We start from the raw sequence: 25365 nt of genomic DNA on the forward strand, positions 1-25365 counted from the left end.
CTTACCTTTTGTTCTTCCAACGAGCAAAACACAAATGAAAAAGAACTTTTTAAATCTGCTGTTTTCAGCAGCGTTAATACTCTCAGCTGGTTCATCTTTTGCCCAGTATCCTAAAATTCCGGATAATGTTAAAAAGGAATCAGATTCGATGATGAAGGAAGCTTATCGTCATTCTGATATCGCCTGGGAAAAAGCAAAACCCATTATTCTTAAAGAGGAGAAAGAAGGAAAGCCTTATATTCCATGGGCAGGTAGACCGAATGATCTGCCACAGTCAGATCTATTGGCCTTTCCAGGCGCTGAAGGCGGAGGTGCTTATAGCTTTGGCGGCAGAGGTGGAAGGGTAATTGTAGTTAAAAATTTAAATGACAGTGGTCCGGGTTCGCTTCGCGATGCCTGTGAGCAGGGCGGAGCAAGAATAGTCGTTTTCAACGTTTCTGGAATCATCAGAATTAAAACACCCCTAATTATTCGTGCACCATATATTACCATAGAAGGTCAGACGGCGCCGGGCGATGGTGTTTGTGTTGCTGGTGAATCGGTTTGGTTAAATACGCATGATGTGATTGTTCGTTTTATGCGTTTCAGAAGAGGGGAAACCTTTGTTGGTCGCCGCGATGATGCCATTGGTGGTAATCCGGTCGGAAATATCATGATAGATCACGTTTCTGCCAGCTGGGGCTTAGACGAAAATATGTCCATGTACCGCCATATGTATAACGATAGTACAGGCAAAATCGAAGATAAACTGGCTACGGTAAACATCACCATCCAAAACTCCATTTTTTCTGAAGCCTTAGATACCTGGAACCATGCTTTCGGTAGCACATTAGGGGGTGAGAACTGTACTTTTATGCGTAACCTATGGGCAGATAATGGTGCAAGAAACCCATCTATCGGCTGGAATGGTATTTTCAACTTTGCTAACAACGTCGTTTTTAACTGGAATAACAGATCTACTGATGGTGGAGATTATACCGCTTTATTTAATATTGTAAATAATTATTATAAGCCAGGTCCGGTAACGGACTTAAATGAGCCGATCAGCTATAGAATCCTAAAACCAGAATCTGGCCGGAGTAAATTGCCATATGTTGTTTTCGGACGTGCCTATGTAGAAGGAAATATCATCGAAGGGAACGAAAAAGTAACTAAAAATAACTGGGATGGCGGCGTGCAGCTGGAGAACAAAAAAGGCGAATTGTTGACGTTCGAACAGGCATCTCCGTATTTTGCTGCGATGCGCGTTAAAAAACCTTTCCCAATGCCGAAAATTACCATCCTTCCAACGTTGGCTGCTAAAGAATATGTTTTAACAAATGTTGGTGCTAACCTGCCGAAAAGAGATCCGGTTGATACCCGTGTAATTAAACAGGTAAAAACAGGTAAAATCGATTTTATTGAGGGCGTAAAACTGCCTGAAAAAGATTTTGAACACCGTCGTTTACCAAAAGATTCCTATAAACAAGGCATCATTACTGATGTAAGTCAGGTAGGTGGTTACCCTGAATATAAAGGTACGCCTTACAAAGATTCTGACGACGATGGAATGCCGGATGCTTATGAGTTGAAAAATGGTTTAAATCCTAAAGATGCAGCAGATGCGGCAAAAATTTCGAAAAGTGGTTATTCGAATATCGAAATTTATTTAAATAGTGTTGTTCCGGTTTCAACTGTAAAACCTAACTAAAATGCGCAGCTGGAATTCAATTTTTAGCATCCTGGCTTTAAGTGCTGTGGCAAATATTGCGGCCGCTCAATACCCGGTTATTCCGGAAGCAATGGAGAAAAAGGCTGATTCACTTTTAAAAAGCATTGAAGAGAAATCTGAATTGCAGTTTTTAAAAGTGAAGCCAATTGTAGATGCAGAAGCAAAGCAAGGTAAGCCATATATTCCCTGGGCTTCAAAACCCAGCGACCTGCCACAATCAAAATTAGTCGCCTTTCCGGGTGCTGAAGGTGGTGGTGCTTACTCATTTGGTGGTCGCGGAGGCAAAGTTTATGTCGTAAGCAGTCTGGAAGATTCAGGGCAGGGCACCTTACGTGAAGCCTGTGAGCAAGGCGGCGCCCGGACTATTGTTTTCAATGTTTCAGGGATCATAAAATTGAAAACACCACTCATTATTCGTGCACCTTATATCACGATTGCCGGGCAAAGTGCACCTGGCGATGGCGTTTGTGTTGCAGGTGAATCCGTTTGGATCAATACGCACGATGTAGTGATTCGTTATATGCGTTTCCGCCGTGGCGCAACAGATGTTACCCGCAGGGATGATGCAATCGGAGGTAATCCGGTAGGAAATATCATCATTGATCACGTTTCTGCAAGCTGGGGTTTGGATGAAAATATGTCCATCTACCGCCATGTTTATGATAAAAAAGATGGCTCAAAGCCAGAGAAATTGCCAACAGTAAACGTTACCATTCAGAATTCAATCTTTTCTGAAGCTTTAGATACCTATAACCATGCTTTCGGAAGTACCATAGGCGGATTAAATTCCACCTTTATGCGTAACCTTTGGGCATCTAATATTGCCAGAAACCCATCCGTAGGGATGTATGGTGATTTCGGCTTTGCGAATAACGTAGTTTTTAACTGGTGGAACCGCAGTGCAGATGGTGGCGATAATGCGTCATTTTATAGTTTCGTTAATAATTATTATAAACCCGGACCAATTACGCCAGTTGGCCAACCCATCGCTTACCGGATTTTAAAGCCGGAATCTGGGAGAGATAAGCGGTTTGTAAATGAATTTGGAAAAGCCTACGTAACCGGAAACATTGTGGAAGGAAATGAAAAGGTAACCAAAAACAACTGGGATGGCGGCGTGCAACCAGAAAGCAAACGCGATACGCAAAAGTTATTGGATTCGATCCGGGCCGATAAGCCTTTACCCATGGCGAAAATTTCGGTTATTGATACGAAAAAAGCTTATGATTATGTGTTAGCAAATGCTGGCGCGAGTTTACCCATTCGGGATGCAGTTGATGAACGGATTGTTAAACAAGTAGCCACTGGAAAAATTGAAGTGGTTGCAGATGGAAAACTCCCGGCAAAACAAAGTTATGTAAAGCGCCGTTTGCCGGCAGATTCTTATAAACAAGGAATCATCTCCGACATCGCTCAGGTTGGTGGCTATCCGGAATATAAGGGGAAGCCTTATCAAGATAGCGACAATGACGGAATTCCTGATGCTTACGAAATTAAAAAACGTTTAAATCCTAAAGATGCTGCTGATGCCGTTCAAATTACAAAATCCGGATATTCGAATATTGAAGTTTATTTGAATAGTTTAGTAGATGTAAAGAAAGTGAAACCGTAGGGAGCGAAAGCTTAAAGCCGAAAGCTTAAAAACTAAGCTAAATGAAAACCCAGACGAAAAACGAACAACTCAAGACGATCCACAAACAACGATCTTAGAAATCACAATAAATGCCAAAAACTAACCATATATATAAAATCAAAGTATTGCCGGTAATGGTATTACTTTTTTTTGGTGTAAGTTTTTCTTTTGCGCAAAAACCAAAAGTTGTCGAACCGCCAAAACCTATCTTTAAAGGTAAGGATGGTAAAATGGGTTATACAGCTGATCAGCAAGGAAACAGAATTCCCGATTTTTCTTATGCAGGTTATATGGCTGGAGAAAAAGCCATTCCATCGGCTATTGTGAAAGTTGTCGTTCCGCAAAAAGACGGAGATGCGACTTTAAGAATCCAGTCAGCCATTAATTATGTATCTAAATTGCCCGTGGGTAAAGATGGGTTGCGTGGAGCCGTTCTGTTAGAAAAAGGTACTTATGAAGTTGGCGGAACATTAAAAATCTCCGCTTCGGGCGTTGTACTTCGCGGCAGTGGAATGGCTGAGGATGGAACCAAAATTCTCGCCAAAGGTTTGGATCGGATCGGAGTGATCAGAATTTCAGGTAAAAAAGATAAGGTAGAAGAATCGCCGATTGCGATTACCGACAGTTATGTTCCGGTAAATGGACAGAAAATTACCCTGGCAAATGCGAAGGGTTTTAAAGTTGGCGACAAAATATTCATTCACCGTCCATCTACAAAAGAATGGATTGAAACCCTGAAAACTGTTGAATTTGGTGGAGGCGAAAGTGCGTTGGGCTGGAAACCCGGAACAAGGGATCTTCATTTTGATCGAAAAATCTTAGCAGTCGATGGTTCAACGCTCACCCTAGATGCGCCCTTAACCACCGCTTTAGATTCAAAATTCGGAGGGGCCACCATATCAAGATATAAATGGGATGGCCGGATTTTAAATGCTGGTGTTGAAAATTTAAAACTCGAATCAGATTATCACAAAGAAAATATTAAAGATGAATACCATCGCTGGACGGCCATCTCGCTCGAAAATGTGGAGGATGCGTGGGTTCGTCAGGTCGTTTTTGAACACTTCGCAGGTTCTGCAGTTAATGTGCTCGAAACAGCTAAAAGAATTACGGTAGAAGATTGTAAATCACTTGCGCCGATCTCGGAAATTGGTGGCGAACGCCGTTATACCTTTTTAACCGCCGGGCAGCAAACGCTTTTTCAGCGGTTATATTCAGAATATGGTTACCATGATTTCGCTGTGGGTTTTTGTGCCCCGGGTCCAAATGCATTTGTGCAATGCCAGTCTTATTTACCTTTCAGTTTCAGTGGAACCATTGATAGCTGGGCTTCCGGTGTTCTATTTGATATTGTAAACATCGACGGGCAGGCGTTAAGTTATCTAAACCGTGGCCAAGACGGGCAAGGTGCCGGCTGGAGCGCCGCGAACAGTGTTTTCTGGCAATGTAGTGCAGCCCGGGTTGATAATTTTCAACCACCAACGGCACAGAACTGGGCATTCGGCACCTGGGCGCAGTTCTCTGGAAACGGGTATTGGGACATGTCTAATGAACAAATCCAACCACGAAGTTTGTATTACGCGCAACTAAAAGACCGCTTAGGCAATGAGGTAGAAGCCCGGACATTTATCCTTCCGGTAGAAACAGAAGCCTCGAGTAGTCCACCGGTTGATGTTGCACAAAAACTGACCAGGCTTGCCTATCAGCCTGCTTTAACGGTTTCAGAATATATCGATGCCGCCCGTGAGCGCAATAAAATTTCCATTGAAAGTAATCAGGCGCAAAATATTGATAACATTGGATTAGATAAAATTCCTCAACCCGCAATGGCTGGTGCGATGGCAATTAAAAACGGTTGGTTGGTTCGTGGAAATGAACTTGTTTTAGGAAACCGCCAGGATGTACCCTGGTGGAATGGAAGCGCCCGGCCGCATGGATTGAAAAACACCAAATTCCATATTACCCGCTTCGTGCCCGGGCGTGCGGGAAATGGCTTAACAGATGATTTAGATGCCATTACTGATTCCATGAAAAATGGTTCTGTTAAAATTCTTGATCATAATTATGGCCTTTGGTACGATAGGAGGAGAGATGATCACGAACGGATTCGCCGCATGGATGGCGAAGTTTGGGCGCCATTTTATGAGTTGCCTTTCGCCCGGAGCGGACAAGATAAAGCATGGGATGGTTTGAGTAAATACGACATCACTAAATACAATTTGTGGTATTGGGACAGGCTGAAGGCCTTCGCCAATCTTGCCGATCAGAAAGGTTTGGTATTGATTCACGAAAACTATTTCCAACACAATATTATTGAAGCCGGAGCACATTATGCTGATTTTCCATGGCGTACGGCTAACAACATCAACAATACCGGATTTCCGGAACCTGTTCCTTATGCCGGCGATAAAAGAATTTTTATGGCTGAGCAGTTTTACGATATCAGCAATGAAAACCGCAAAGCGATTCACAAAGCATATATCCGTAAATGCCTCGAAAATTTCGATGGCAATACAGGTGTTATTCAGTTAATCGGAGCGGAATTTACAGGTCCGCTGCACTTCGTACAGTTCTGGCTAACCACAATTAAAGAGTGGGAGCAAGAGACGGGCAAACATCCCATTATTGGTTTAAGTGTTACTAAAGATGTTCAGGATGCAATCCTGGCAGATGCCAAGCTTGCCGATGTGGTTGACATCATCGACATCAGGTACTGGCATTATCAGGCAGATGGTGCCGCTTATGCACCACAGGGTGGGCAAAATCTGGCCCCTCGTCAGCATGCGCGCTTACTCAAACCGAAAAAGACTTCATTTGAAGAAGTTTACCATGCGGTTTCTGAATACAAAACTAAATTTCCGGCGAAAGCAGTGATGTATTCAGGCGATAATTTTGACAGTTACGGCTGGGCAATTTTGATGGGCGGCGGGTCATTATCCAATACAAAAAATATAGATCAGGCCTCGTTAAACAATATTTCTTTGATGAAGCCTTTTCTTCCGGCAGGAAAAAGTAATAAGCAATATGGTTTGGAAAACGCAGGGAAAACTTACGTTTTATATAATGCTTCTGACGCAGCAAGTACGATCGATTTGACAAAATTCAGTGGAAAATTCAGCGTGAAAATAATTGACAGTAAGGATGGAAAGGTGTTGAAACAGGAGCGGATAAGTGGAAATACCATCTCCAAAATTGATAAAGCTGGAAGTGGTGAGGAAGTCATCTTCATCAATAAAATTTAAGATATGACGATTAAAACTAGAATATTTTTTCTTTCGCTGGCTTGTTTACTCGCTTTTGGTTGTAAAGAGCAGCCACATTTTGGAGATAAAAGTTTGCTCATTTCAGAAAACCGACGCTATCTAACCACCGGTAATGGTGAACCTTTTTTCTGGTTAGGAGATACGGGCTGGCTGTTGTTTGGTAAGCTGAACCGGGAGGAGGCAAATGCCTATCTGGAAGACCGCAAGCAAAAAGGTTTTAACGTGATACAAGTAATGGTTTTACATGAAGTGCCATCTGTGAACATCTATGGTGACTCATCTATTATCAATAAAGATGTTTCAAAGCCCGCCATCACTGAAGGGAATGATTTTAAAGACAGCAAAGCCTATGATTTTTGGGATCATGTGGATTATATTATCGATTTAGCCGAAAAAAAGGGAATGTACATGGCCCTGGTTCCGGTTTGGGGAACTAATGTGAAAGAGAAGAAAGTAACGGTACCGCAGGCGAGAATTTATGCAGAATTTCTGGCTAAAAGATACCACGACAAGAGTAATATCATCTGGCTTAACGGTGGTGATATTAAAGGTAGTGATGGTTTGGAAGTGTGGAATGCCATTGGTGAAACCTTACGGACTAACGATCCTAACCATTTAATTACGTTCCATCCGAGAGGAAGAACGGGTTCATCTACCTGGTTTCACAATGCCAGCTGGAACGATTTCGATATGATTCAATCCGGCCATCGCCGCTATGATCAGGATACTTCTGCAAATGAAAAATTGCACTATGGCGAAGATAACTGGAAGTACATTGAAACGGATTATAAACTGAAACCCACCAAACCCACTATCGATGGTGAACCTTCTTACGAAGGAATTCCGCAGGGTTTGCATGATACTTTACAGCCGCGATGGAATGATGCAGATGTGAGGAGATATGGCTATTGGTCGGTTTTTGCGGGTGCATTCGGTTATACTTATGGAAATAATGCAGTGATGCAGATGTATAAGCTGACGGATAAAAAACCAGCTTATGGTCCGAAAGAGCCATGGACAACCGCATTAAATGCTGCAGGCGCAACTCAGATGAAATACCTGAAAGACTTAATGTTATCGCATTCTTATTTTGACCGGGTGCCTGATCAAACTTTAATTGCAGGCAAAAACGGACTGCAATACGAGCGTGTGATAGGAACAAGAGGCGAAGAATTTGCCATGCTTTATACTTATACAGGAAAAAATTTTAGTGTGCAATTGGGTAAAACCGATGGCGATGAAGTAAAAGCATCGTGGTTTGACCCCAGAACAGGAAAGATTACCTCAATTGGAACATTTGAAAACAAAGGAGTTAAAGAGTTTAATCCTCCTGGAGAACCTAAAAATGGAAATGACTGGGTGTTAATTTTAGATCAGGAATAAATAGTAGAATAATGCCAGATCCACATTTCGACTGAAACGCAGCGAAACGGAGAAATCTTCAGCATTGAAATGATGAGTGATATAAAAATAAAAATCAGTGTTTAAATTCAAATTCATATTCAACTTTCGTTTAGCCATTATCGGTCTTGCCTTTTGCGGATTATCATCCTGCTCAAAGCATGCCTATTTATTTACCTCATTCCATGAGCCTGCTACAGATGGTTTAAGATTGTTGTACAGCTACGACGCTTACCATTGGACGGATTTAAACAAAACATTTTTGAAGCCGACGGTGGGTACTCAAAAAGTGATGCGGGATCCTTCCATCGTTCAGGGACCGGATGGTATTTTCCACCTGGTTTGGACATGCAGTTGGAAAGGCGATAAAGGTTTCGGGTATGCCAGTTCTAAAGATTTAATCAATTGGAGCGAACAAAAATTTATTCCTGTGATGGAAAGCGAGCCAAAAACCGTGAACGTTTGGGCACCTGAAATTTTCTATGATGAGGAGAACAGGCAATATGTAATGATTTGGGCATCAACCATTCCTTCTCGATTTGCTAAAGGTGTGGAGGAGGAAGATAACAACCATAGGATGTACGCAATAACCACTAAAGATTTTATCACGTTTTCTCAGCCCAGGCTGTTCCTTGATCCCGGCTTTAGTGTAATTGATGCGGTTATTGTTAAAAGAGCAACCAAAGATTATGTTTTGGTTTTAAAGGATAACACCCGGCCGAACAGAAATTTAAAGGTGGCGTTTGGAAAGGAAGCCTTAGGTCCTTATGAAAATGTTTCAGCAACTTTTAGTCCGAAGTTAACCGAAGGCCCAACGGTTGTGAAAGTAAAAAATAACTGGCTCATTTATTTTGATGCTTATGGACAAAAGACTTACTCAGCTTACAAAACGGCCGACTTTAAATCTTTTAAAGATGTGACTTCGGAAGTTTCAGTGCCGGAAGGACATAAACATGGTACGATTATAAAAATAAAGCGGAAAGTAATTGAAGGATTGAATGGGAAATAGTTTATCAGAAGATACTTCTAGATGGATTACAAATCCATAGGAATAAAAGTCGTGAAATTGTCGTTAGTCTGGAAATTTTTTCCAGACTCAATTAACTCAGGATTTTTAATCCTTCAATAGGAAATGACATTGAGGCTTGATAGGAAAAAATACAGATGAAAATATTTAAAATACTTTGTTTAATTCTACCATTTGCAACTGCAATAATAAACGCTGATGCGCAGGATACCGTACGTTACACAGGCAAAACCCTGGTAAATGCAGATTACCATCATGGGCAATTAACACCTGTAGTTGGCGTGCACAGTATTCAGACTTTTAGGGCAAACAGGGAACACCCGGAATTGGCCGAGAACTTCGGCTGGACCTATAATCATGCCCCAATGCTGGCTTATTGGAACAACAAATTTTATGTAGAATATTTAAGTGATCAAGTAGGAGAAAGCATTCCTCCGGGGCAAACATTATTACAATCTTCAAACGATGGTTATACCTGGAACAAACCAGAGGTGATTTTTCCCATTTACAGAATTGCAGATGGTACAACTAAAGAAGGAAGAACAGATGTAGCTAAAGATTTAGATGCTGTAATGCACCAACGAATGGGTTTTTATGTTTCTACTAAAAATGTATTCCTGGTTTTAGGCTTTTATGCAATCAGTTTCGATGCAAAAGATGATCCCAATGATGGTCACGGAATTGGCAGAGCGGTAAGAGAGGTTCAAAAAGATGGTAAATACGGACCCATTTATTTTATCCACTACAACCCGGGTTACGCTGAAAAAAATACAAAATACCCATACTTTACCCAAAGCAAAAGTAAAGCTTTCGTGGAGGCATGTAAAGAGTTGTTGACTAATAAGTTAATGACGCAGCAATGGAATGAGGAGGCCGACCGAAAAGACCCTTTAATAACCTTGCAGAAACAATATAAAGCATTCAGCTACTACCATTTGCCTGATGGAAGGGTGGTTGGTTTGTGGAAGAATGCCTTAACAGCGATCAGTAACGATAACGGTAAAAGCTGGCCGGAAAATGCATCACGTGCGCCAGGTTTCGTAAATAGCAATGCCAAAATCTGGGGCCAAAAAACAGCTGACGGAAATTACGCAACTGTTTACAATCCTTCAGAATACCGATGGCCCTTAGCCATTTCAACCAGTAAAAATGGTTTAGATTATACTGATCTTAATCTGGTAACAGGAGAAGTTTCGCCAATGCGCTACGGCGGGAATTATAAATCTTACGGTCCGCAATACGTTCGTGGAATTATGGAGGGCAATGGAAAACCAGCCGATGGAAAGCTTTGGGTAACTTATAGTATGAACAAAGAAGATATCTGGGTGTCATCTATTCCCTTGCCGGTTAAAAATACCATGGTTAACCCTGTTAATGATGATTTTTCGAAAATGCCGAAAGACAGAGCGCTCGATCAATGGAATATTTATAGTCCGTTATGGGCGCCGGTTAACGTTGAAGAAGGCAACCTTGTTTTAAGAGATAAAGACCCCTTCGATTATGCGAAAGTAGAAAGGGCTTTTCCGGCATCGGGGAAAATTATAGCCTCGTTTTCTGTTACCCCGAAGCAAAATGATTTCGGTTTACTGGAGATAGAATTGCAAGATACCAAAGGTTTGGCTACTGTGAGGTTAACTTTTGATTCCGCTGGCACTTTGAGCGCCAAGGCAGGTGCCCGTTATAAAAACTTTATGAAGTATGAGGCTGGTAAAACTTACGACATTAAATTAAAGCTTGATGCTTTTACGAGATTCTACTCCATCACCGTGAACGGAAAAGATGCGTTAACAAGCCTGGCATTTCAGCCGGTAGCAGATGTTTCACGCATTGTTTTCCGTACCGGATCTGTACGTCGTTTTCCCGATGTGGATACGCCGGCAGATCAAACCTACGATTTGAAAAACGCTGGAGAATCAGAGAAAAAGGAGGCTGTTTATTCAATTAAATACTTAAAAACGGAGGGGTTTTAGGATGGGAAAGCAGTCTCGAGTTTGGGGTTTGAAGTTTGGGGTCTTCCCCTCAGTGCGTTTCAGTACATCGTCATTGCGAGGTACGAAGCAATCTCTCCCGCTATTAATCTTCATCATATTATCTTTCTCAGCCCAAGCAAAAATCCTGCTGCCTCAAATCTTATCCAGCAATATGGTTTTGCAGCGAGAGAAACCCATTAATATCTGGGGTTTTGCTGCTGCTGGTGAGGTCGTAAAAGTAGATTTTGCCGGTCAAAGCAAACAGACTATTACAGATCAAAATGGAAAATGGGAAGTGAGGTTAAATGCTTTAAAAACATCATCAACACCTCAAACCATGACGATTACCGGGGCTAACAAAATCGAACTAACCAACATTTTAGTTGGCGAAGTCTGGCTATGTTCAGGCCAATCAAATATGGAATATCAAATGCGTAAACTGGCAAAAATTCCGAAGCCTAAAAATGAAAAATTAGGTTTTCCTGCTGATGAAGTAGAGAAGGCGAAGAATACGCAAATCAGAATTTTCCTGGTGAACCGAAAAGCGTTGACCAAACCGGATTCTGTACATAAAAGCTGGGCGATAGCGCAGGATTCAGCCTTGCGGGCTTTCTCGGCAGCCGGATATTTCTTTGCGAAAGAAGTGCAGGAAAAGTTAGGCATCCCGGTAGGAATGATTTCTTCTGCTGTTTCCGGAAGTGCAATTGAGCCCTGGATTTCGCAGGAAGCCTTTAAGCAGGAACCCTACTTTGAAAATCAGAAAGTTAGTAATGATCCTGGGAAATTCTATACCACCATGATCGAACCGCTTGCGAAATTTAAAATCCGTGGTTTTCTTTGGTATCAGGGCGAAACCAATTGCTTTTTAAATGAAAAGATCAGTTATTCATACAAGATGAAAACGCTGATTAATCTATGGCGTACGGCCTGGGCTGAGCAGGATCTCCCTTTTTACTACGTTCAGATTGCGCCATTTAACTATTCAAAAACTAAAGGCAAAGTTGCTTTGGGTCCGGATACTGAACCTGAGTTTTGGGAAGCCCAGATGCAGGTGCTAAGACTCGCAAAAACAGGAATGATTTCTACAAATGATCTAACTGATTCGAACGAAGACCTTCATCCAACTTACAAATGGGAGGTAGGCAGAAGGCTGGCCCTGCTAGCGTTGGCAAAAACATATAACCAGGAAATCAATTATTCGGGGCCGGTGTATAAAAACATTTCTTTTAAGGCAAGAAAGGCTGTACTTAATTTCGGGCATCTGGCTTCTAAAGACCCGATTAAGGGATTTACCATCGCTGGTAAAGACGGCAAATTCGTCGAGGCAAATGCAAACGTGCAGGGTGGTAAAGTAATTGTTTTTTCAAAAGAAGTTAAAGAACCAACCGCCGTTCGGTATAACTGGACAGAAAACCCTTCCGGAAATTTTAATAGCAATGGCTTACCTGCACTTCCTTTCAGAACGGATAATCCACTTGTAAACCAATTCAAAACCAATTAATGAAGTATAAAATTCTATTCTTCCTTTGTTTTATATTCACGTTTTGCGCCGTTCGCGCACAGCAAACGGAGAAATTGTATCTATCCGGAACTGGAAACGATGATACCGTTAACTGGGATTTCTTCTGTACCGAGGGAATGAATGCTGGTAAATTGACAACCATTCCGGTACCTTCCAATTGGGAGCTGCAAGGTTTTGGTAAGTACAATTATGGCTTCAACAAAGAGGCAAACAAGGGAAAAGAGCAAGGTCTTTACCAGTATGAATTTAAAGTTCCTGCAACCTGGAAAGATAAAAAAGTCAATATTGTTTTTGAAGGTGCCATGACCGATACAGAAGTTAAGGTTAATGGTAAATCTGCCGGCGAAATTCACCAGGGCTCTTTTTACGTTTTTAAATATGACATTACAAAATTAGTCACTTTTAATGGTGATAATTTACTTGAAGTAAAAGTTTCTAAACACTCAGCAAACCAATCTGTTAATGAGGCCGAACGAAAAGCTGATTTCTGGATCTTCGGCGGAATTTTCAGACCGGTCTTCCTCGAATCTTTACCGCAAAGCCATATCAATCGCGTACAAATTGATGCAAAAGCGAATGGTGTTTTTACGGCTAATGTTTTCTCATCTGGCGAAGCCGATAAAATTAACGTACTACTTACAGATGCGAACGGGAAAAAACTGGGGAACGAATTTTCGACAAAAATAACCTCTGCTTCCACCCAAATTAATCAACAATTTAGAAACCCTGCATTATGGTCATCTGAATTTCCAAACCTATACACCGCAACTTTTTCATTGATCAGAAACGGAAAAACCATTCATCAGCTTTCGAAAAAAATTGGCTTCAGAACAATTGAAGTAAAGGAACGTGACGGCGTTTATGTGAACGGCGTTAAAATGAAGTTTAAAGGGGTAAATCGTCATTCTTTCTATCCTGCATCCGGCAGAACAACGAGCAAAAAAATCAGTGTTGCTGATGTTTTGCTGATGAAAGAAATGAACATGAATGCCGTTAGAATGTCGCATTATCCACCAGACGGCCACTTTTTGGATGTTTGTGATTCTCTCGGCTTATATGTGATGGATGAACTGGCGGGCTGGCATGGAACCTACGATACGCCAACTGGTACCAAATTGTATACGGAGATGATGGCTAATGATGAAAATCATCCGTCAATTGTATTTTGGGCGAATGGGAATGAAGGCGGTCACAACCGTGAGCTTGATCATTTGTTTACCGAAAACGACCTTCAAAAACGTCCTTTAATTCATCCCTGGGAAGTTTTTAATGGATTTGAAACCACTCACTACCGGGAATTTAATTACGGAATTGGTAATTATGATCACGGCCACAACATTTTAATGCCAACGGAGTTTTTGCATGGCATGTGGGATGGCGGACATGGGGCAGGCATTGAAGATTACTGGAATGCCATGTGGAACAACCCGCTTTCTGCTGGTGGTTTTCTTTGGGATTTTGCCGATCAGGCAGTGGTTAGAACCGATAAAAACGGCGAATTGGATACCGATGGAAATCATGGTCCGGATGGAATTGTTGGTCCTTACCATGAAAAAGAAGGAAGTTTCTATACAATTAAAGAAGTTTGGAGTCCGGTTTTTGTAGAGAAACGAGAAATGACAGCCGGCTTCGATGGTTCATTTCTGCTCGAAAACAGATATGCATTTACCAATCTTAACCAATGTAAGTTTGAATGGAAATTGAAGAAATTAAACGCCGGAGCTGAGGCCGTGTTTAAAGCTGGAGAAGCTGATGCGCCAAACATCAAACCTTTGGAAAAAGGGAAATTGAAAATTAACCTCCCGGCAGATTGGAGGAGTTTTGATGCCTTGTATTTAACAATTAAAGATTTTTCTGGTAAAGAACTTTTTACCTGGAGCTTCCCGATTGCTTTGCCCAAAGATGATGCAGAAAAAATTGTGGTAAAAACGGGTTCATCAAAAGTAAGTTTAAAAGAATCTGCTACTGCTTATGAAGTTTCAGCCAACGGAATTAACTTAACTTTCGATAAGTTAACCGGCTTATTGAAGCTGGCACAAAATGCCAAAGGCATTATTCCTTTTTCAAATGGCCCTGTATTACAGGAAAGCGTAAATAACTTCAGGAATTTTAAAACGAAAATGGATGGAGATCAATTGGTCATCACTTCCACATTTGATAAAAAAGAAAGTTATAACACGTTAGAATGGACTGTTTATCCATCAGGCTGGCTGAAAATGCAGGTTAAATATTTTCCTTCTGAATACTTTACCACTTTTGTGGGATTAAACTTTTCTTATCCTCAAACGGAGATTAAAAGTGTAGAATATAAAGGGAACGGGCCTTATCGCGTGTGGAAAAACCGGATGAAGGGAACCCAGTTTGGTATCTGGAAAAAGGATTATAACGATTCTGCCACCGGGGAGCCGGCCTGGCAATACCCTGAGTTTAAAGGTTATTACTCAAACTTATATTGGTGCGAATTTATTGGTAAAACGCAGAACTTTAAAGTGGTAACTGATCGGGAAGATGTTTTCCTGCGCCTCTTTACTCCGAAAAAATCGAAAGATACGGAATATGATAACATGAGTCCGACATTCCCGACCGGAGATATTTCTTTTATGAACGGGATTTCGGCGATAGGCACAAAAACGCAAAAACCAGAAACCACAGGGCCTATGGGAATGAAACATGTGTTTTATGATTTTGATAAAGAGCCAGGTAGGGCTTTGGATATGACATTGTATTTTGATTTTTCAACGAAATAGGGTTAAACCGCAAAGCACGCAAAGTTTTACGCAAAGAAAAAAGAAGAGATAGTCAAAAAGATGATAAGAAAACAAAGGAAAGAATAAATCAACCGCGAAGCGAAATAAATATTAGTTAAACTCGGGTAAATAGGTAGAACATTATAAACCTCATAATCTGTGAAATCAACCGCGAAGCGTAACTTAAAATAATATAGTATGAGGAAATAGCTTATAACATTATAAATCTCATAATCTGTGAAATCAACCGCGAAGCGAAATAAATAGTATTTAAACGCCGGTAAATAGATAACACATTCTAAACCGCATAATCTGTGAAATCAACCCTGAAGCGTAACCAATCGCAAAGCGTAATCACTACAACATAAGCATGAAAATAAAAATATACATATCGCTAATCGGCATCCTGCTACTATCTTTTCAAAAAATGGTGGCGCAGGTTCTTGTGCAAAATCCACGATGCGAAATGTTAACCAATCCGCTAGGCATAGATGCTGTTCAGCCCCGGTTAAGCTGGGAGATCGGATCGTCAGCACGCAGCGTATCTCAAAAGGCTTATCAGATTCTGGTTGCTTCCTCATCAGAGCAATTGGCACGGAATGAGGGAGACTTATGGAATTCAGAAAAAGTTAATTCTTCAGCTACTGTACACATAAAATATGGTGGTGAGAAACTGGCTAGCCGGATGCGCTGCTTCTGGAAAGTGAAAACCTGGACAAGTGCCGGTGAAAGTGAATGGTCTGCACCACAGTTATGGACAATGGGTTTACTGTACTATAAAGACTGGCCAAAGGGCTGGATTGGCTTCGACCAGGCTTTTCCATGGGATAATATGAAAACCGATTCCCGGTTATCGGCGAGGTATTTCAGAAAAGAGTTTCAAACCACCAAAGCAATCAGCTATGCAACTGCATCAGTTATTGGTTTGGGGTTATATGAGCTTTATATCAACGGGAAAAAGGTTGGGGAAGATGTGCTTGCACCCTCGCCGACGGATTACACTAAAAACGTAAAATACAATACTTATGATGTGACCAGCTACCTGCAAAACGGGAAAAATGCAGTAGGTACGGTTTTAGGGAATGGTCGTTTCTTCGCCATGCGACAGAATGAAAAGCCTTATAAAATTAAAACATTTGGATTTCCGAAAATGCTGATGAACATTAATATTGTTTACAGCGATGGCAGTACCGCAAATATAGATACCGATGGCAGCTGGAAAGGAACTGCAGACGGACCCATCCGAACCAACAACGAATATGATGGCGAAGAATATGATGCTACAAAAGAAGCCATGGGCTGGAACAAGGTTGGTTTCGATGATAGCAAATGGTTAAAGGCCGAATTTGTACAGGAACCGACCGGAAGGATAGAGGCGCAGATGAACGAAAATATCCGCGTGATGAATACGCTTAAACCCGTGTCGATAAAGAAACTCTCAGGCGATCGCTATATCCTCGATATGGGGCAAAACATGGTGGGTTGGTTACAGATTAAGGTAAAAGCCTCAAAAGGGAAACAGATTAAACTTCGGTTTGCAGAGTCGTTACAAGCAAATGGCGAGCTATTTACTGCCAATCTTCGCAATGCAAAATGTACCGATTTGTATACCGCTAAAGGAGAAGGCACGGAAACATGGGAACCGACTTTCGTGTATCGGGGTTTCAGATACGTAGAACTTTCAGGTTATGCTTATCAACCCTCAACTGGCGACTTTATTGGGAAAATGATTTACGATAATATTAAAACAGTCGGAACATTTGAAACCTCGGATGCTTTAACCAATCAGATTTTTAAAAATGCCTGGTGGGGAATCGCCGGTAATTATAAAGGGATTCCGATTGATTGTCCGCAACGGAACGAGCGCATGCCCTGGTTAGGCGACCGCGGGGCGGTAGCTTACAGCGAAAGTTTCGTTTTTGACAATGGAAGGTTTTATGCTAAATGGCTTCAGGACATTAGAAATTCTCAAAAAGAGGATGGCGCCATCCCGGATGTTGCGCCCGCTTTCTGGAGATATTATAGTGATAACATGACCTGGCCCGGTGCAATGCTTTTGGTTACAGAAATGCTTTATAAACAAACCGGCGATCTTCAGGCTGTTCAGGATAACTATCCGGCAATGAAAAAATGGCTGTCTTACATGCAGGATCGCTATATGAAGGATTATATTTTAACCAAAGACAGTTATGGCGACTGGTGTATGCCACCCATCACCATAGAATTTGGGCGTGGGAAGAGTGCCGATAAAAAATATCCGTCGGAGTTGATCTCCACCGCATATTATTATCATTTCACACAGTTGATGATGCAATTTGCAAAAGCAATTGGCCGGGAAGATGACGTAGCTGCTTATCAGCAGTTAGGCGATCAGATCAAAACCGCTTTTAACCAGAAATACTATAATGATAAAGGTTATTATGCTTCAAATGCTTTAACGGATAATATCATTCCCCTTTACTTCGGAATGGTTCCAAAGGATAGCGTTAAGCAGGTTTTTAGCAATATCACCTACACTATCGAAGTAACAAATAAGGAGCATTTAAGTAATGGCCTGGTCGGAATTCAGTGGTTAATGCGTTGCTTAAACGACAATGGCAGGCCAGATTTAGCTTATACAATTGCCACTCAGAAAACCTATCCAGGTTGGGGTTACATGGTAGAAAATGGCGCAACAACCATTTGGGAACTATGGAATGGAAATACTGCAGATCCTAAAATGAACTCACAAAACCATGTAATGATGCTCGGCGATCTTTTAATCTGGTATTATGAGAATGTTGCAGGTATAAAATCAGACGGCGAGGCGTTCAGGAAAATCATCATGAAACCTGAAATGATAAATGGCCTGGATAAGGTAAATGCCAGTTATAAATCTATTTATGGTCTGATTAAGAGTGACTATACAAAAACGGTAAGTCAGTTTAAATGGAATATTACTGTTCCTCCAAATACAACGGCGACGCTTTATATCCCTGCAAATAAGAGGAATGAAGTTTCGGAAAGCAGAAATATAGGAGATATAAAATTTGTAAAAATGGATAATGGGAAGGCAATTTATGAGGTTGGCTCAGGAGATTATTCGTTTGTCGTAGAGAAGAAATAGATGGTTCGTGAGGAAACGAGCCGCGGAGGAAGAATCCCCGGATTTCTTCCCCCTGCGCCTCAAAAGGGGGATTGCGGGGAGCATAGAAAGTAATGTGTAAATTTTGTATTTGATAATACGCTCGCTTTGTCCCCCTCTGGGGGGGAGCGTAAGGATGGGATTTGGGAGGGGGAGGATTTGAAGAAATAAATAAAAAATTATGAGAAAATATTTAAAACCAATTTTACTTTATACCCTGCTGATCAATTCAGTAAGTGCCTTCAGTCAAACGAAAGAAGTAGTTGCACCTGAGGAAATTTTAACCAAAGCAAAAGAATGGGTTTCGGCGTTAAATCTAACCGATGCCGGCAAGAAAACCGCTGTCCAGCATGTAATTGCTACGCATCTAACTACAATAAGAAACTGGCATAACGACCATCCCTCATCAACAGTGCCTGATGGAATAAATCCGGTTACCGGAAATAAATTAAGTGATTTAGATAAGCAGATTATTGCAGATTCTGCCATTCCATCAACCGTTCATAAAACATTAATGGATGGCTTAAATCAGACATTATCACCTGAACAGGTAGAAGCTGTTCTTGATCAATACACCATTGGAAAAGTCGCTTTCACTATGAAAGGTTATCAAGCGATTGTTCCGGATTTAACCGGTGATGAAGAAGCTAAGATTTTGGCCTATATGAAACAAGCCCGGGAACAAGCGGTAGATTATAAGAACATGAAGGAAATTTCGGCAATATTTGAAATTTATAAAACGAAATCGGAGCAAATGTTGAATAATAACGGGCGCAGCTGGAGAGCTTTATACAGCGCTTATACGAAGAAAATAAAGGAAGAGAAAGCAAATAAGGCAAAACAGTAGTAGGATATTTTTGCTCCCTCGCAATGACGACCGTTCATAGTTAATCGGTAAAAAAGAATATTATGTTAAAAAGAAAAATATACATCATCCTCAATTTGATTTTTGCAACAGCAATAACGGCCAATGCACAAATAGAGAAGTGGCAAACGGGAATCGTAAAACAAGAATTCTTATATGATCAGGCACCATTTCCATCCTGCCATTCTGCAACAATTGCGGAAACGCCAACAGGTTTAGTGGCTTCTTTTTTTGGGGGAACAAAAGAAAGAAACCCTGATGTGGAGATTTACATTAGTCGATTTGTTAACGGCAAATGGCTGGCACCGGTTTCAGTAGCCAACGGCATTCAACCAGAGGGAAAAAGGTTACCAACCTGGAATCCTGTACTTTATCAGGTACCAGGAGGCGAATTAATCTTGTTCTACAAAATCGGACCTAAACCATCTGAATGGTGGGGTTTAATGAAAACCTCGGAAGATGGTGGGGTCACCTGGTCTGAGGCAACAAAATTACCCGATGGCTCCATCGGACCGGTAAAAAACAAGCCTGTACTTTTAAGTAACGGGAATCTTTTCGCGCCATCGAGCCGGGAGGGAGATGGCTGGAAGATTCATTTTGAAGTGACTAACGATAACGGAAAGACCTGGCGAACCATTGGCCCTTTAAATGAAAATGGCATTAAGGCCATTCAACCTAGCATTTTAAAACATAGGAATGGCAAACTTCAAATTTTAGCAAGGACCGCCAACAGGGCAATTGCAGAATCCTGGTCAGATGATAATGGCGAAACCTGGTCGCCAATGACGAAGACCACCTTACCCAATAACAATTCAGGAACTGATGCGGTAACCATGATAGATGGCCGGCATGTGCTGGTCTATAACCACGTTCTGCCTTCGGGTACTTTGGCAAAAGGAGCAAGGACGCCACTGAATGTTTCTGTTTCAAAAGATGGAAAGGAATGGTCGGCAGCGCTTATTCTCGAAGATTCGCCGATTAGCCAATATTCTTACCCGGCAGTAATTCAAACCTCAGACGGGATGTTGCATTTTATTTACACCTGGAGAAGGCAAAAAATTAAACACGTTGTGGTGGACCCTGCTAAACTAAAACTGAAGAAAATAAAAAACGGAATCTGGCCAAAATTAAAGGGTTATACAGCTCCGGTAATTACCGAAACTAAAAGCGAGGAGCCATGAGAAAAGTAATTTTTGCTTATACGAAAAATAGGAAAAAGGGTTTTTATGGGCCATGCTATCCCCCTTCGGAGGGGGCAGGGGGAGGATCTTTTACTAAGTTTGCTTTACTTGCACTAACATGTTTCTTTTCTTTTTTTCAACTTCCCGCCCAAACTCAAAATACCGATAACTTATATAAAAAACCGCTTGAGGTGGTGATTAAAGAAATTCAAAGCCGATTCAAAGTTCAGATCAAATATTCTGCACCACAGGTAAAAGATAAATGGGTGAACTATGCAGACTGGCGCTTTCGTGCGAATGTGGATGAAACTTTGCGTAACGTATTAGCGCCGCTGGATATGAAAGTAAACCAGGAGAAGGCAGGCGTTTATAAGCTTAAAGAATACGAATATTACCGCTGGGAAGTTCAGGATGGTTGGGCATACCTGGATGAATTAGCTTCCAGATATACTGATAAGGCAAGCTGGGAAAAAAGAAAAGATTCCATTAAACCACAGCTTTATCAGGCATTACAACTCGCGCCGCTACCCGCAAAACCAAATTCGAAACCAATTATAACAACTAAAAGAATTTTTAATGGTTATTCAGTTGAGAACATTGCGCTGGAGATTTTACCGGGCGTCTGGATCAACGGTTCGTTGTATAAGCCGCTGAAAAACAAAGGTAAAATTCCACTTGTATTAAGTCCTGATGGACATTGGGCGCAGCAGCGTTACCGTGCAGATTGCCAGATTCGCTGTGCAACTATTGCAAAAATGGGGGCCATGGCTTTTAGTTATGATCTCTTTGCCTGGGGCGAATCTATGCTGCAGTTCAAATATGAAGACCATCGCCGAAGCTTAGCACAAGCGGTGCAAACTTTAGGTGGTATCAGAATTCTGGATTATTTTACTTCGCTAAAAGAAACAGACACAACAAGGATAGGTATTAGCGGTGGCTCTGGTGCAGGCAGTCATTCTATTTTGATGACGGCTCTGGACAATAGAATTAAACTTAGCGCACCTGTGGTAGCCATGTCATCCTATTTTTATGGTGGTTGTCCTTGCGAAAGCGGGATGCCAGTTCATCAATGTGGCGGAGGAACTGATAATGTAGAATTGGCGGCAATGGCAGCGCCGAGACCTCAGTTATTGGTGTCAGACGGTAGTGACTGGACCGCGCATACGCCTGAACATGATTTTCCTTATCTACAAAAAATGTATGGTTATTATGGTGTAGCTAATCAGGTTGAAAATGTTCATTTGCCAACGGAAGGTCACGATTTTGGCGTGAATAAACGCATCGCGCTATATGATTTTCTGATTAAAAACTTCAAGCTAAATGGTGCTGCGGTAAAAGATAAAGCAGGTAAATACGATGAAAGTAAAGTCACAATTGAGAAAGAAACTGCGCTATATGTTTTTGGTGATAAAGGCGAGCGGTTACCTAAAAATGCGGTAATGGGATTTGAAAATTTAGCAAAGATGTTTTCTGCAGGCGCAACAAAATAAATAGGGATAATGGAGCAAAACAGAAGAAAATTTATTGGTAATGTTACTTTGCTTACAGGTGCTTTGGTTCTTAGTAATCAATGGCTTATGGCTGCTGAAAAGCAGGATAGGTACAAAGTGGCCGTGATAGATCTGATGATTTTAAAGCGTCAGAAATTAAGTGCACTACCGCTCGCAAAGGAGATCGGCGCCGATGGTCTGGAGATTGATATGGGTGGTTTGGGAAATCGTGAAACTTTTGATAATAAACTTTCAGATCCTAAAATCAGACAAGAATATTTAGATCAGGCGAAATCACTCAATCTGGAGATTTGTTCATTGGCCATGACGGGATTTTATGCGCAATCTTTCGCTACGCGGCCAACGTACCAGAAAATGATTCAAGATTGTTTGGATACTGCTAACGCGATGCATGTAAAGGTTGTTTTTCTCCCCCTTGGCGTTCAGGGTGATTTAGTTAAAAATCCTGAACTACGCGCGCCAATTATAGAAAGATTAAAGGTGGCAGGTAAATTGGCTTCGAAGGCAGGCGTAGTGATTGGTATAGAAACGGCTTTAGATGCGGCAGGCGAATTAAAGCTCCTGAAAGATGTTGGTTCTAAACAGGTGAAAAGTTATTTTAATTTTTCAAATGCCATCAAGAACGGGAGGGATTTGCATCAGGAACTCAGAGTTTTAGGAAGGAAAAATATTGTTCAAATCCACGCCACTAACGAAGATGGGGTTTGGTTAGAAAATGATCAGAAAATAAATCTGAAAAAGGTGAAAGTAACGCTTGATGAAATGGGTTGGAGCGGTTGGCTCGTGGTAGAGAGAAGTCGCGATGCAGCACAGCCGACAAATGTAAAATATAACTTCAGCGCCAACACGAAGTACTTAAAGTCTATTTTCCAACTGCTATAATGAAACGAATTAGTCTGTTCATCTTGTTTATTTTTGTGGGAATGTTCCTTGAAGCTGGGGCGGTGGATATTTATGTATCACTTACGGGCGCAGAGACAAATCCGGGTACGAAAGAAAAACCATTGGCATCACTCCATTCGGCCATTAGAAAAGCAAGGGAATTGCGCCGGCTGAAAGATCCTTCCATTAAAACTGGCATCAGGATCATCATGGGTAACGGGGTTTATCAGCTAACCGAACCGATTGTATTGCGACCCGAGGATTCAGGAACAAAAGATAGTCCGACGGAAATTTTGGCACTGCCTGAAACAAAGGCCGTTTTAAGTGGCGGCATTGGTATTAATGGTTGGCGGAAACCAAATACCAATATTCCAGGTTTGCCAAAAGCATCAGCAGGCAAAGTTTGGGTTGCAAATTTGCCCCAACCTGGCGGGATTGATCTACCATTCAGGCAGCTTTGGGTGAACGGAAACAAGGCCACACGGGCAAAAAACTACAACGGCGAGCAAATGGGCAGGATTTTATCATGGGATAAAAAGAACCAGACTTGCAAAATTCCCATTTCCCGCAATATCAATCTGACAAACATTAATGGAATGGAAATGCTCATTCATCAATGGTGGGCGATTGCAAATCTTCGTATAAAAACCATCAAACGGGTTGGCAATGCCGCCGAACTTTCGTTTATGCAACCTGAAAGTAGAATCCAGTCTGAACACCCATGGCCTGCGCCGTGGATCTCTGAAAAGACCGGAAATTCTGCCTTTTACCTTTCCAATGCCATTCAGTTTTTAGATGAACCCGGCGAATGGTTTCAAGATTTGCAAAATCACAAGCTTTATTACTGGCCAAGACCATCAGAAAACATGCTTAATGCAACTGTAATTGCGCCAGCCTTAGAAAACCTGGTTAAAATTGTGGGAACAATAGACCATCAGGTGGCTAATATTAGTTTTAAGAATATCTCTTTCGAACATTCAACCTGGCTCCGGCCATCGCAACAGGGCCATGTGCCACACCAGGCAGGGATGTATATGGTCGATGCGTATAAACTTCAAATCCCGGGAACAGCAGATAAGGCTGCGCTCGAAAATCAGGCTTGGGTGGGCCGGCCGGCAGCGGCCGTTGAAGTAAATTATGCAAACAACACGTCATTTGAATCCTGTCGGTTTGAACACCTGGCCTCTACAGGTTTAGATTATAAAAAAGGGACATCACATAATTTAATTAAAGGAAATCTCTTTAAGGATATTGGTGGTTCAGCGATTCTTGTCGGAACGTTTTCTGACGAAGCTACGGAAGTTCATTTACCGTATAATCCGTCTGATCAGCGGGAAATCTCGACCAACGATACCATCGAGAACAATTTGATCACCGATGTAACCAACGAAGACTGGGGTGCAGTTGGCATTGGCGCAGGTTACGTTCGAGGAATCGACATCCGCCATAATGAAATCAGTGATGTTTCTTATTCCGGAATTAGTGTAGGCTGGGGCTGGACTAAAACTCAAAACGCAATGAAGAATAATACCATCGCCGGAAACAGGATTCATCATTATGGCAAACACATGTATGATGTTGCCGGTATCTATACTTTATCTGCACAACTACATTCTATTATAAATGAGAATGTTGTAGATAGTATTTATAAAGCACCATATGCCCATCTTCCCGAACATTGGTTTTACCTATATACAGATGAAGGCTCATCTTATTTTACCATAAAGGATAATTGGACACCAGCTGAGAAGTATTTGCAAAATGCAAACGGGCCCGGTAACCTCTGGCAAAACAATGGTCCGAAGGTAGCGGAGCATATCAAACAGAACGCTGGTCTGGAGAAACCTTATCAGTATTTACGGAAAGAAAAATCAATTTATTCGAAGAGCGGAATCAACAAAGCCATCGAAAAATCTGCTGTATTCGAACTGATTTTTAAAAATGCTGATCTTCCGGGGAACAAGGAATTGGAGACTTTCGCCAAAGAAAATAATCTTTTACCTGCTGCAATTTATAAGTGGAATAATCGCCTGGTGGTTTATACTACAAGCTTAAAAACAGAAAGTTTGCAGCAAACGTTGAAGCGCTTAAATGCTTCTGAAATTAAGCTGTATGAGGATTTGATTTACGATTTCAAAAGGGAGAAAAATTGTGGTGATTCGACCGTAGAGGAATGGGATAATATCATCTTATCCGCAAATTTAGTTAAAGACAAAAAACTGCAAGACGAGTATCTTGATTATCATCAGACGCAGTTTGAAAAGTGGCCTGAGGTTTCAAAGGGATTTTGTAATGCACAATTTCAGCGCCTGGCTATTTTTAAAAAGGATAGACAATTGATGCTGATGATCAGTATTTCGAAAGGGAAAAAGCTAGACGATTTGAACCCTAAAACCACTTTAAACAATCCAAGAGTGGATGAATGGAATGCTATAATGAAAAAATACCAGGAGGGAATTGAAGGTGCAAAACCTGAGGAGGTTTGGGTTTTCTTTAAACCGATAGCGTAGCAATGACAGAAAAGTAAT

Annotated in this window: 14 protein-coding genes; all 14 read left to right on the top strand. The window is 41.4% G+C overall.

Features of this window, described 5'->3' with window-relative positions; genetic code table 11:
* Window positions 1-34: 34 nt before the first annotated feature.
* The 14 genes from GJU39_RS11960 (at window position 35) to GJU39_RS12025 (ending at window position 25347) form a co-directional block, all read left to right on the top strand.
* A complete protein-coding gene (locus GJU39_RS11960; RefSeq protein WP_154281036.1) occupies window positions 35-1690 on the top strand; it encodes a pectate lyase family protein in 1656 nt (551 codons plus the stop codon).
* A gap of 1 nt (window position 1691) precedes the next feature.
* Window positions 1692-3323, top strand: coding sequence for a pectate lyase family protein (locus GJU39_RS11965; protein ID WP_154281037.1), 1632 nt, complete (start codon window positions 1692-1694; stop codon window positions 3321-3323).
* Window positions 3324-3433: 110 nt separating this feature from the next.
* Entirely contained in the window at window positions 3434-6586 is a 3153-nt protein-coding gene (locus GJU39_RS11970) for a DUF6298 domain-containing protein (RefSeq protein WP_154281038.1), read from the top strand.
* A 3-nt stretch (window positions 6587-6589) separates the two neighbouring features.
* On the top strand, window positions 6590-7990 hold the full coding sequence (locus GJU39_RS11975; protein WP_154281039.1) for a glycoside hydrolase family 140 protein: 1401 nt from the start codon (window positions 6590-6592) through the stop codon (window positions 7988-7990).
* A gap of 97 nt (window positions 7991-8087) precedes the next feature.
* On the top strand, window positions 8088-9017 hold the full coding sequence (locus GJU39_RS11980; RefSeq protein WP_245227839.1) for a glycoside hydrolase family 43 protein: 930 nt from the start codon (window positions 8088-8090) through the stop codon (window positions 9015-9017).
* Window positions 9018-9172: 155 nt separating this feature from the next.
* Window positions 9173-11005, top strand: coding sequence for a sialidase/neuraminidase family protein (locus GJU39_RS11985; protein WP_154281040.1), 1833 nt, complete (start codon window positions 9173-9175; stop codon window positions 11003-11005).
* Window positions 11006-11177: 172 nt separating this feature from the next.
* A complete protein-coding gene (locus tag GJU39_RS11990; protein WP_154281041.1) occupies window positions 11178-12506 on the top strand; it encodes a sialate O-acetylesterase in 1329 nt (442 codons plus the stop codon).
* Complete coding sequence (locus GJU39_RS11995; RefSeq protein ID WP_154281042.1) at window positions 12506-15274, top strand: glycoside hydrolase family 2 protein; 2769 nt, start codon at window positions 12506-12508, stop codon at window positions 15272-15274. The genes GJU39_RS11990 and GJU39_RS11995 overlap by 1 nt, the downstream gene beginning before the upstream one ends.
* Before the next feature lie 370 nt (window positions 15275-15644).
* On the top strand, window positions 15645-18380 hold the full coding sequence (locus tag GJU39_RS12000) for an alpha-L-rhamnosidase (protein WP_154281043.1): 2736 nt from the start codon (window positions 15645-15647) through the stop codon (window positions 18378-18380).
* Window positions 18381-18579: 199 nt separating this feature from the next.
* Window positions 18580-19245 (top strand): DUF3826 domain-containing protein, encoded by a 666-nt coding sequence (locus tag GJU39_RS12005; RefSeq protein WP_154281044.1) that lies wholly within the window; start codon window positions 18580-18582, stop codon window positions 19243-19245.
* 62 nt (window positions 19246-19307) lie between these two features.
* Complete coding sequence (locus tag GJU39_RS12010; protein WP_154281045.1) at window positions 19308-20444, top strand: sialidase family protein; 1137 nt, start codon at window positions 19308-19310, stop codon at window positions 20442-20444.
* On the top strand, window positions 20441-21934 hold the full coding sequence (locus GJU39_RS12015; protein ID WP_245227841.1) for an acetylxylan esterase: 1494 nt from the start codon (window positions 20441-20443) through the stop codon (window positions 21932-21934). The genes GJU39_RS12010 and GJU39_RS12015 overlap by 4 nt, the downstream gene beginning before the upstream one ends.
* 9 nt (window positions 21935-21943) lie before the next feature.
* Window positions 21944-22837, top strand: a complete 894-nt coding sequence (locus GJU39_RS12020) for a sugar phosphate isomerase/epimerase family protein (protein WP_154281046.1) — start codon at window positions 21944-21946, stop codon at window positions 22835-22837.
* Window positions 22837-25347: an L-rhamnose mutarotase gene (locus GJU39_RS12025; protein WP_154281047.1), complete on the top strand. Its 2511-nt coding sequence runs from the start codon at window positions 22837-22839 to the stop codon at window positions 25345-25347. Before GJU39_RS12020 ends, GJU39_RS12025 begins: the two co-directional genes overlap by 1 nt.
* Window positions 25348-25365 lie beyond the last annotated feature (18 nt).

Origin of the sequence: Pedobacter petrophilus (assembly GCF_009674725.1) — a bacterium.
Classification (GTDB): domain Bacteria; phylum Bacteroidota; class Bacteroidia; order Sphingobacteriales; family Sphingobacteriaceae; genus Pedobacter; species Pedobacter petrophilus.

Excerpts from the sequence above, each read along its gene's own strand:
- GJU39_RS11960 (WP_154281036.1), top strand. The coding sequence starts at position 35 with ATGAAAAAGAACTTTTTAAATCTGCTGTTTTCAGCAGCGTTAATACTC.
- GJU39_RS11965 (WP_154281037.1), top strand. The coding sequence starts at position 1,692 with ATGCGCAGCTGGAATTCAATTTTTAGCATCCTGGCTTTAAGTGCTGTG.
- GJU39_RS11970 (WP_154281038.1), top strand. The coding sequence starts at position 3,434 with ATGCCAAAAACTAACCATATATATAAAATCAAAGTATTGCCGGTAATG.
- GJU39_RS11975 (WP_154281039.1), top strand. The coding sequence starts at position 6,590 with ATGACGATTAAAACTAGAATATTTTTTCTTTCGCTGGCTTGTTTACTC.
- GJU39_RS11985 (WP_154281040.1), top strand. The coding sequence starts at position 9,173 with ATGAAAATATTTAAAATACTTTGTTTAATTCTACCATTTGCAACTGCA.
- GJU39_RS11990 (WP_154281041.1), top strand. The coding sequence starts at position 11,178 with ATGGTTTTGCAGCGAGAGAAACCCATTAATATCTGGGGTTTTGCTGCT.
- GJU39_RS11995 (WP_154281042.1), top strand. The coding sequence starts at position 12,506 with ATGAAGTATAAAATTCTATTCTTCCTTTGTTTTATATTCACGTTTTGC.
- GJU39_RS12000 (WP_154281043.1), top strand. The coding sequence starts at position 15,645 with ATGAAAATAAAAATATACATATCGCTAATCGGCATCCTGCTACTATCT.
- GJU39_RS12005 (WP_154281044.1), top strand. The coding sequence starts at position 18,580 with ATGAGAAAATATTTAAAACCAATTTTACTTTATACCCTGCTGATCAAT.
- GJU39_RS12010 (WP_154281045.1), top strand. The coding sequence starts at position 19,308 with ATGTTAAAAAGAAAAATATACATCATCCTCAATTTGATTTTTGCAACA.
- GJU39_RS12015 (WP_245227841.1), top strand. The coding sequence starts at position 20,441 with ATGAGAAAAGTAATTTTTGCTTATACGAAAAATAGGAAAAAGGGTTTT.
- GJU39_RS12020 (WP_154281046.1), top strand. The coding sequence starts at position 21,944 with ATGGAGCAAAACAGAAGAAAATTTATTGGTAATGTTACTTTGCTTACA.
- GJU39_RS12025 (WP_154281047.1), top strand. The coding sequence starts at position 22,837 with ATGAAACGAATTAGTCTGTTCATCTTGTTTATTTTTGTGGGAATGTTC.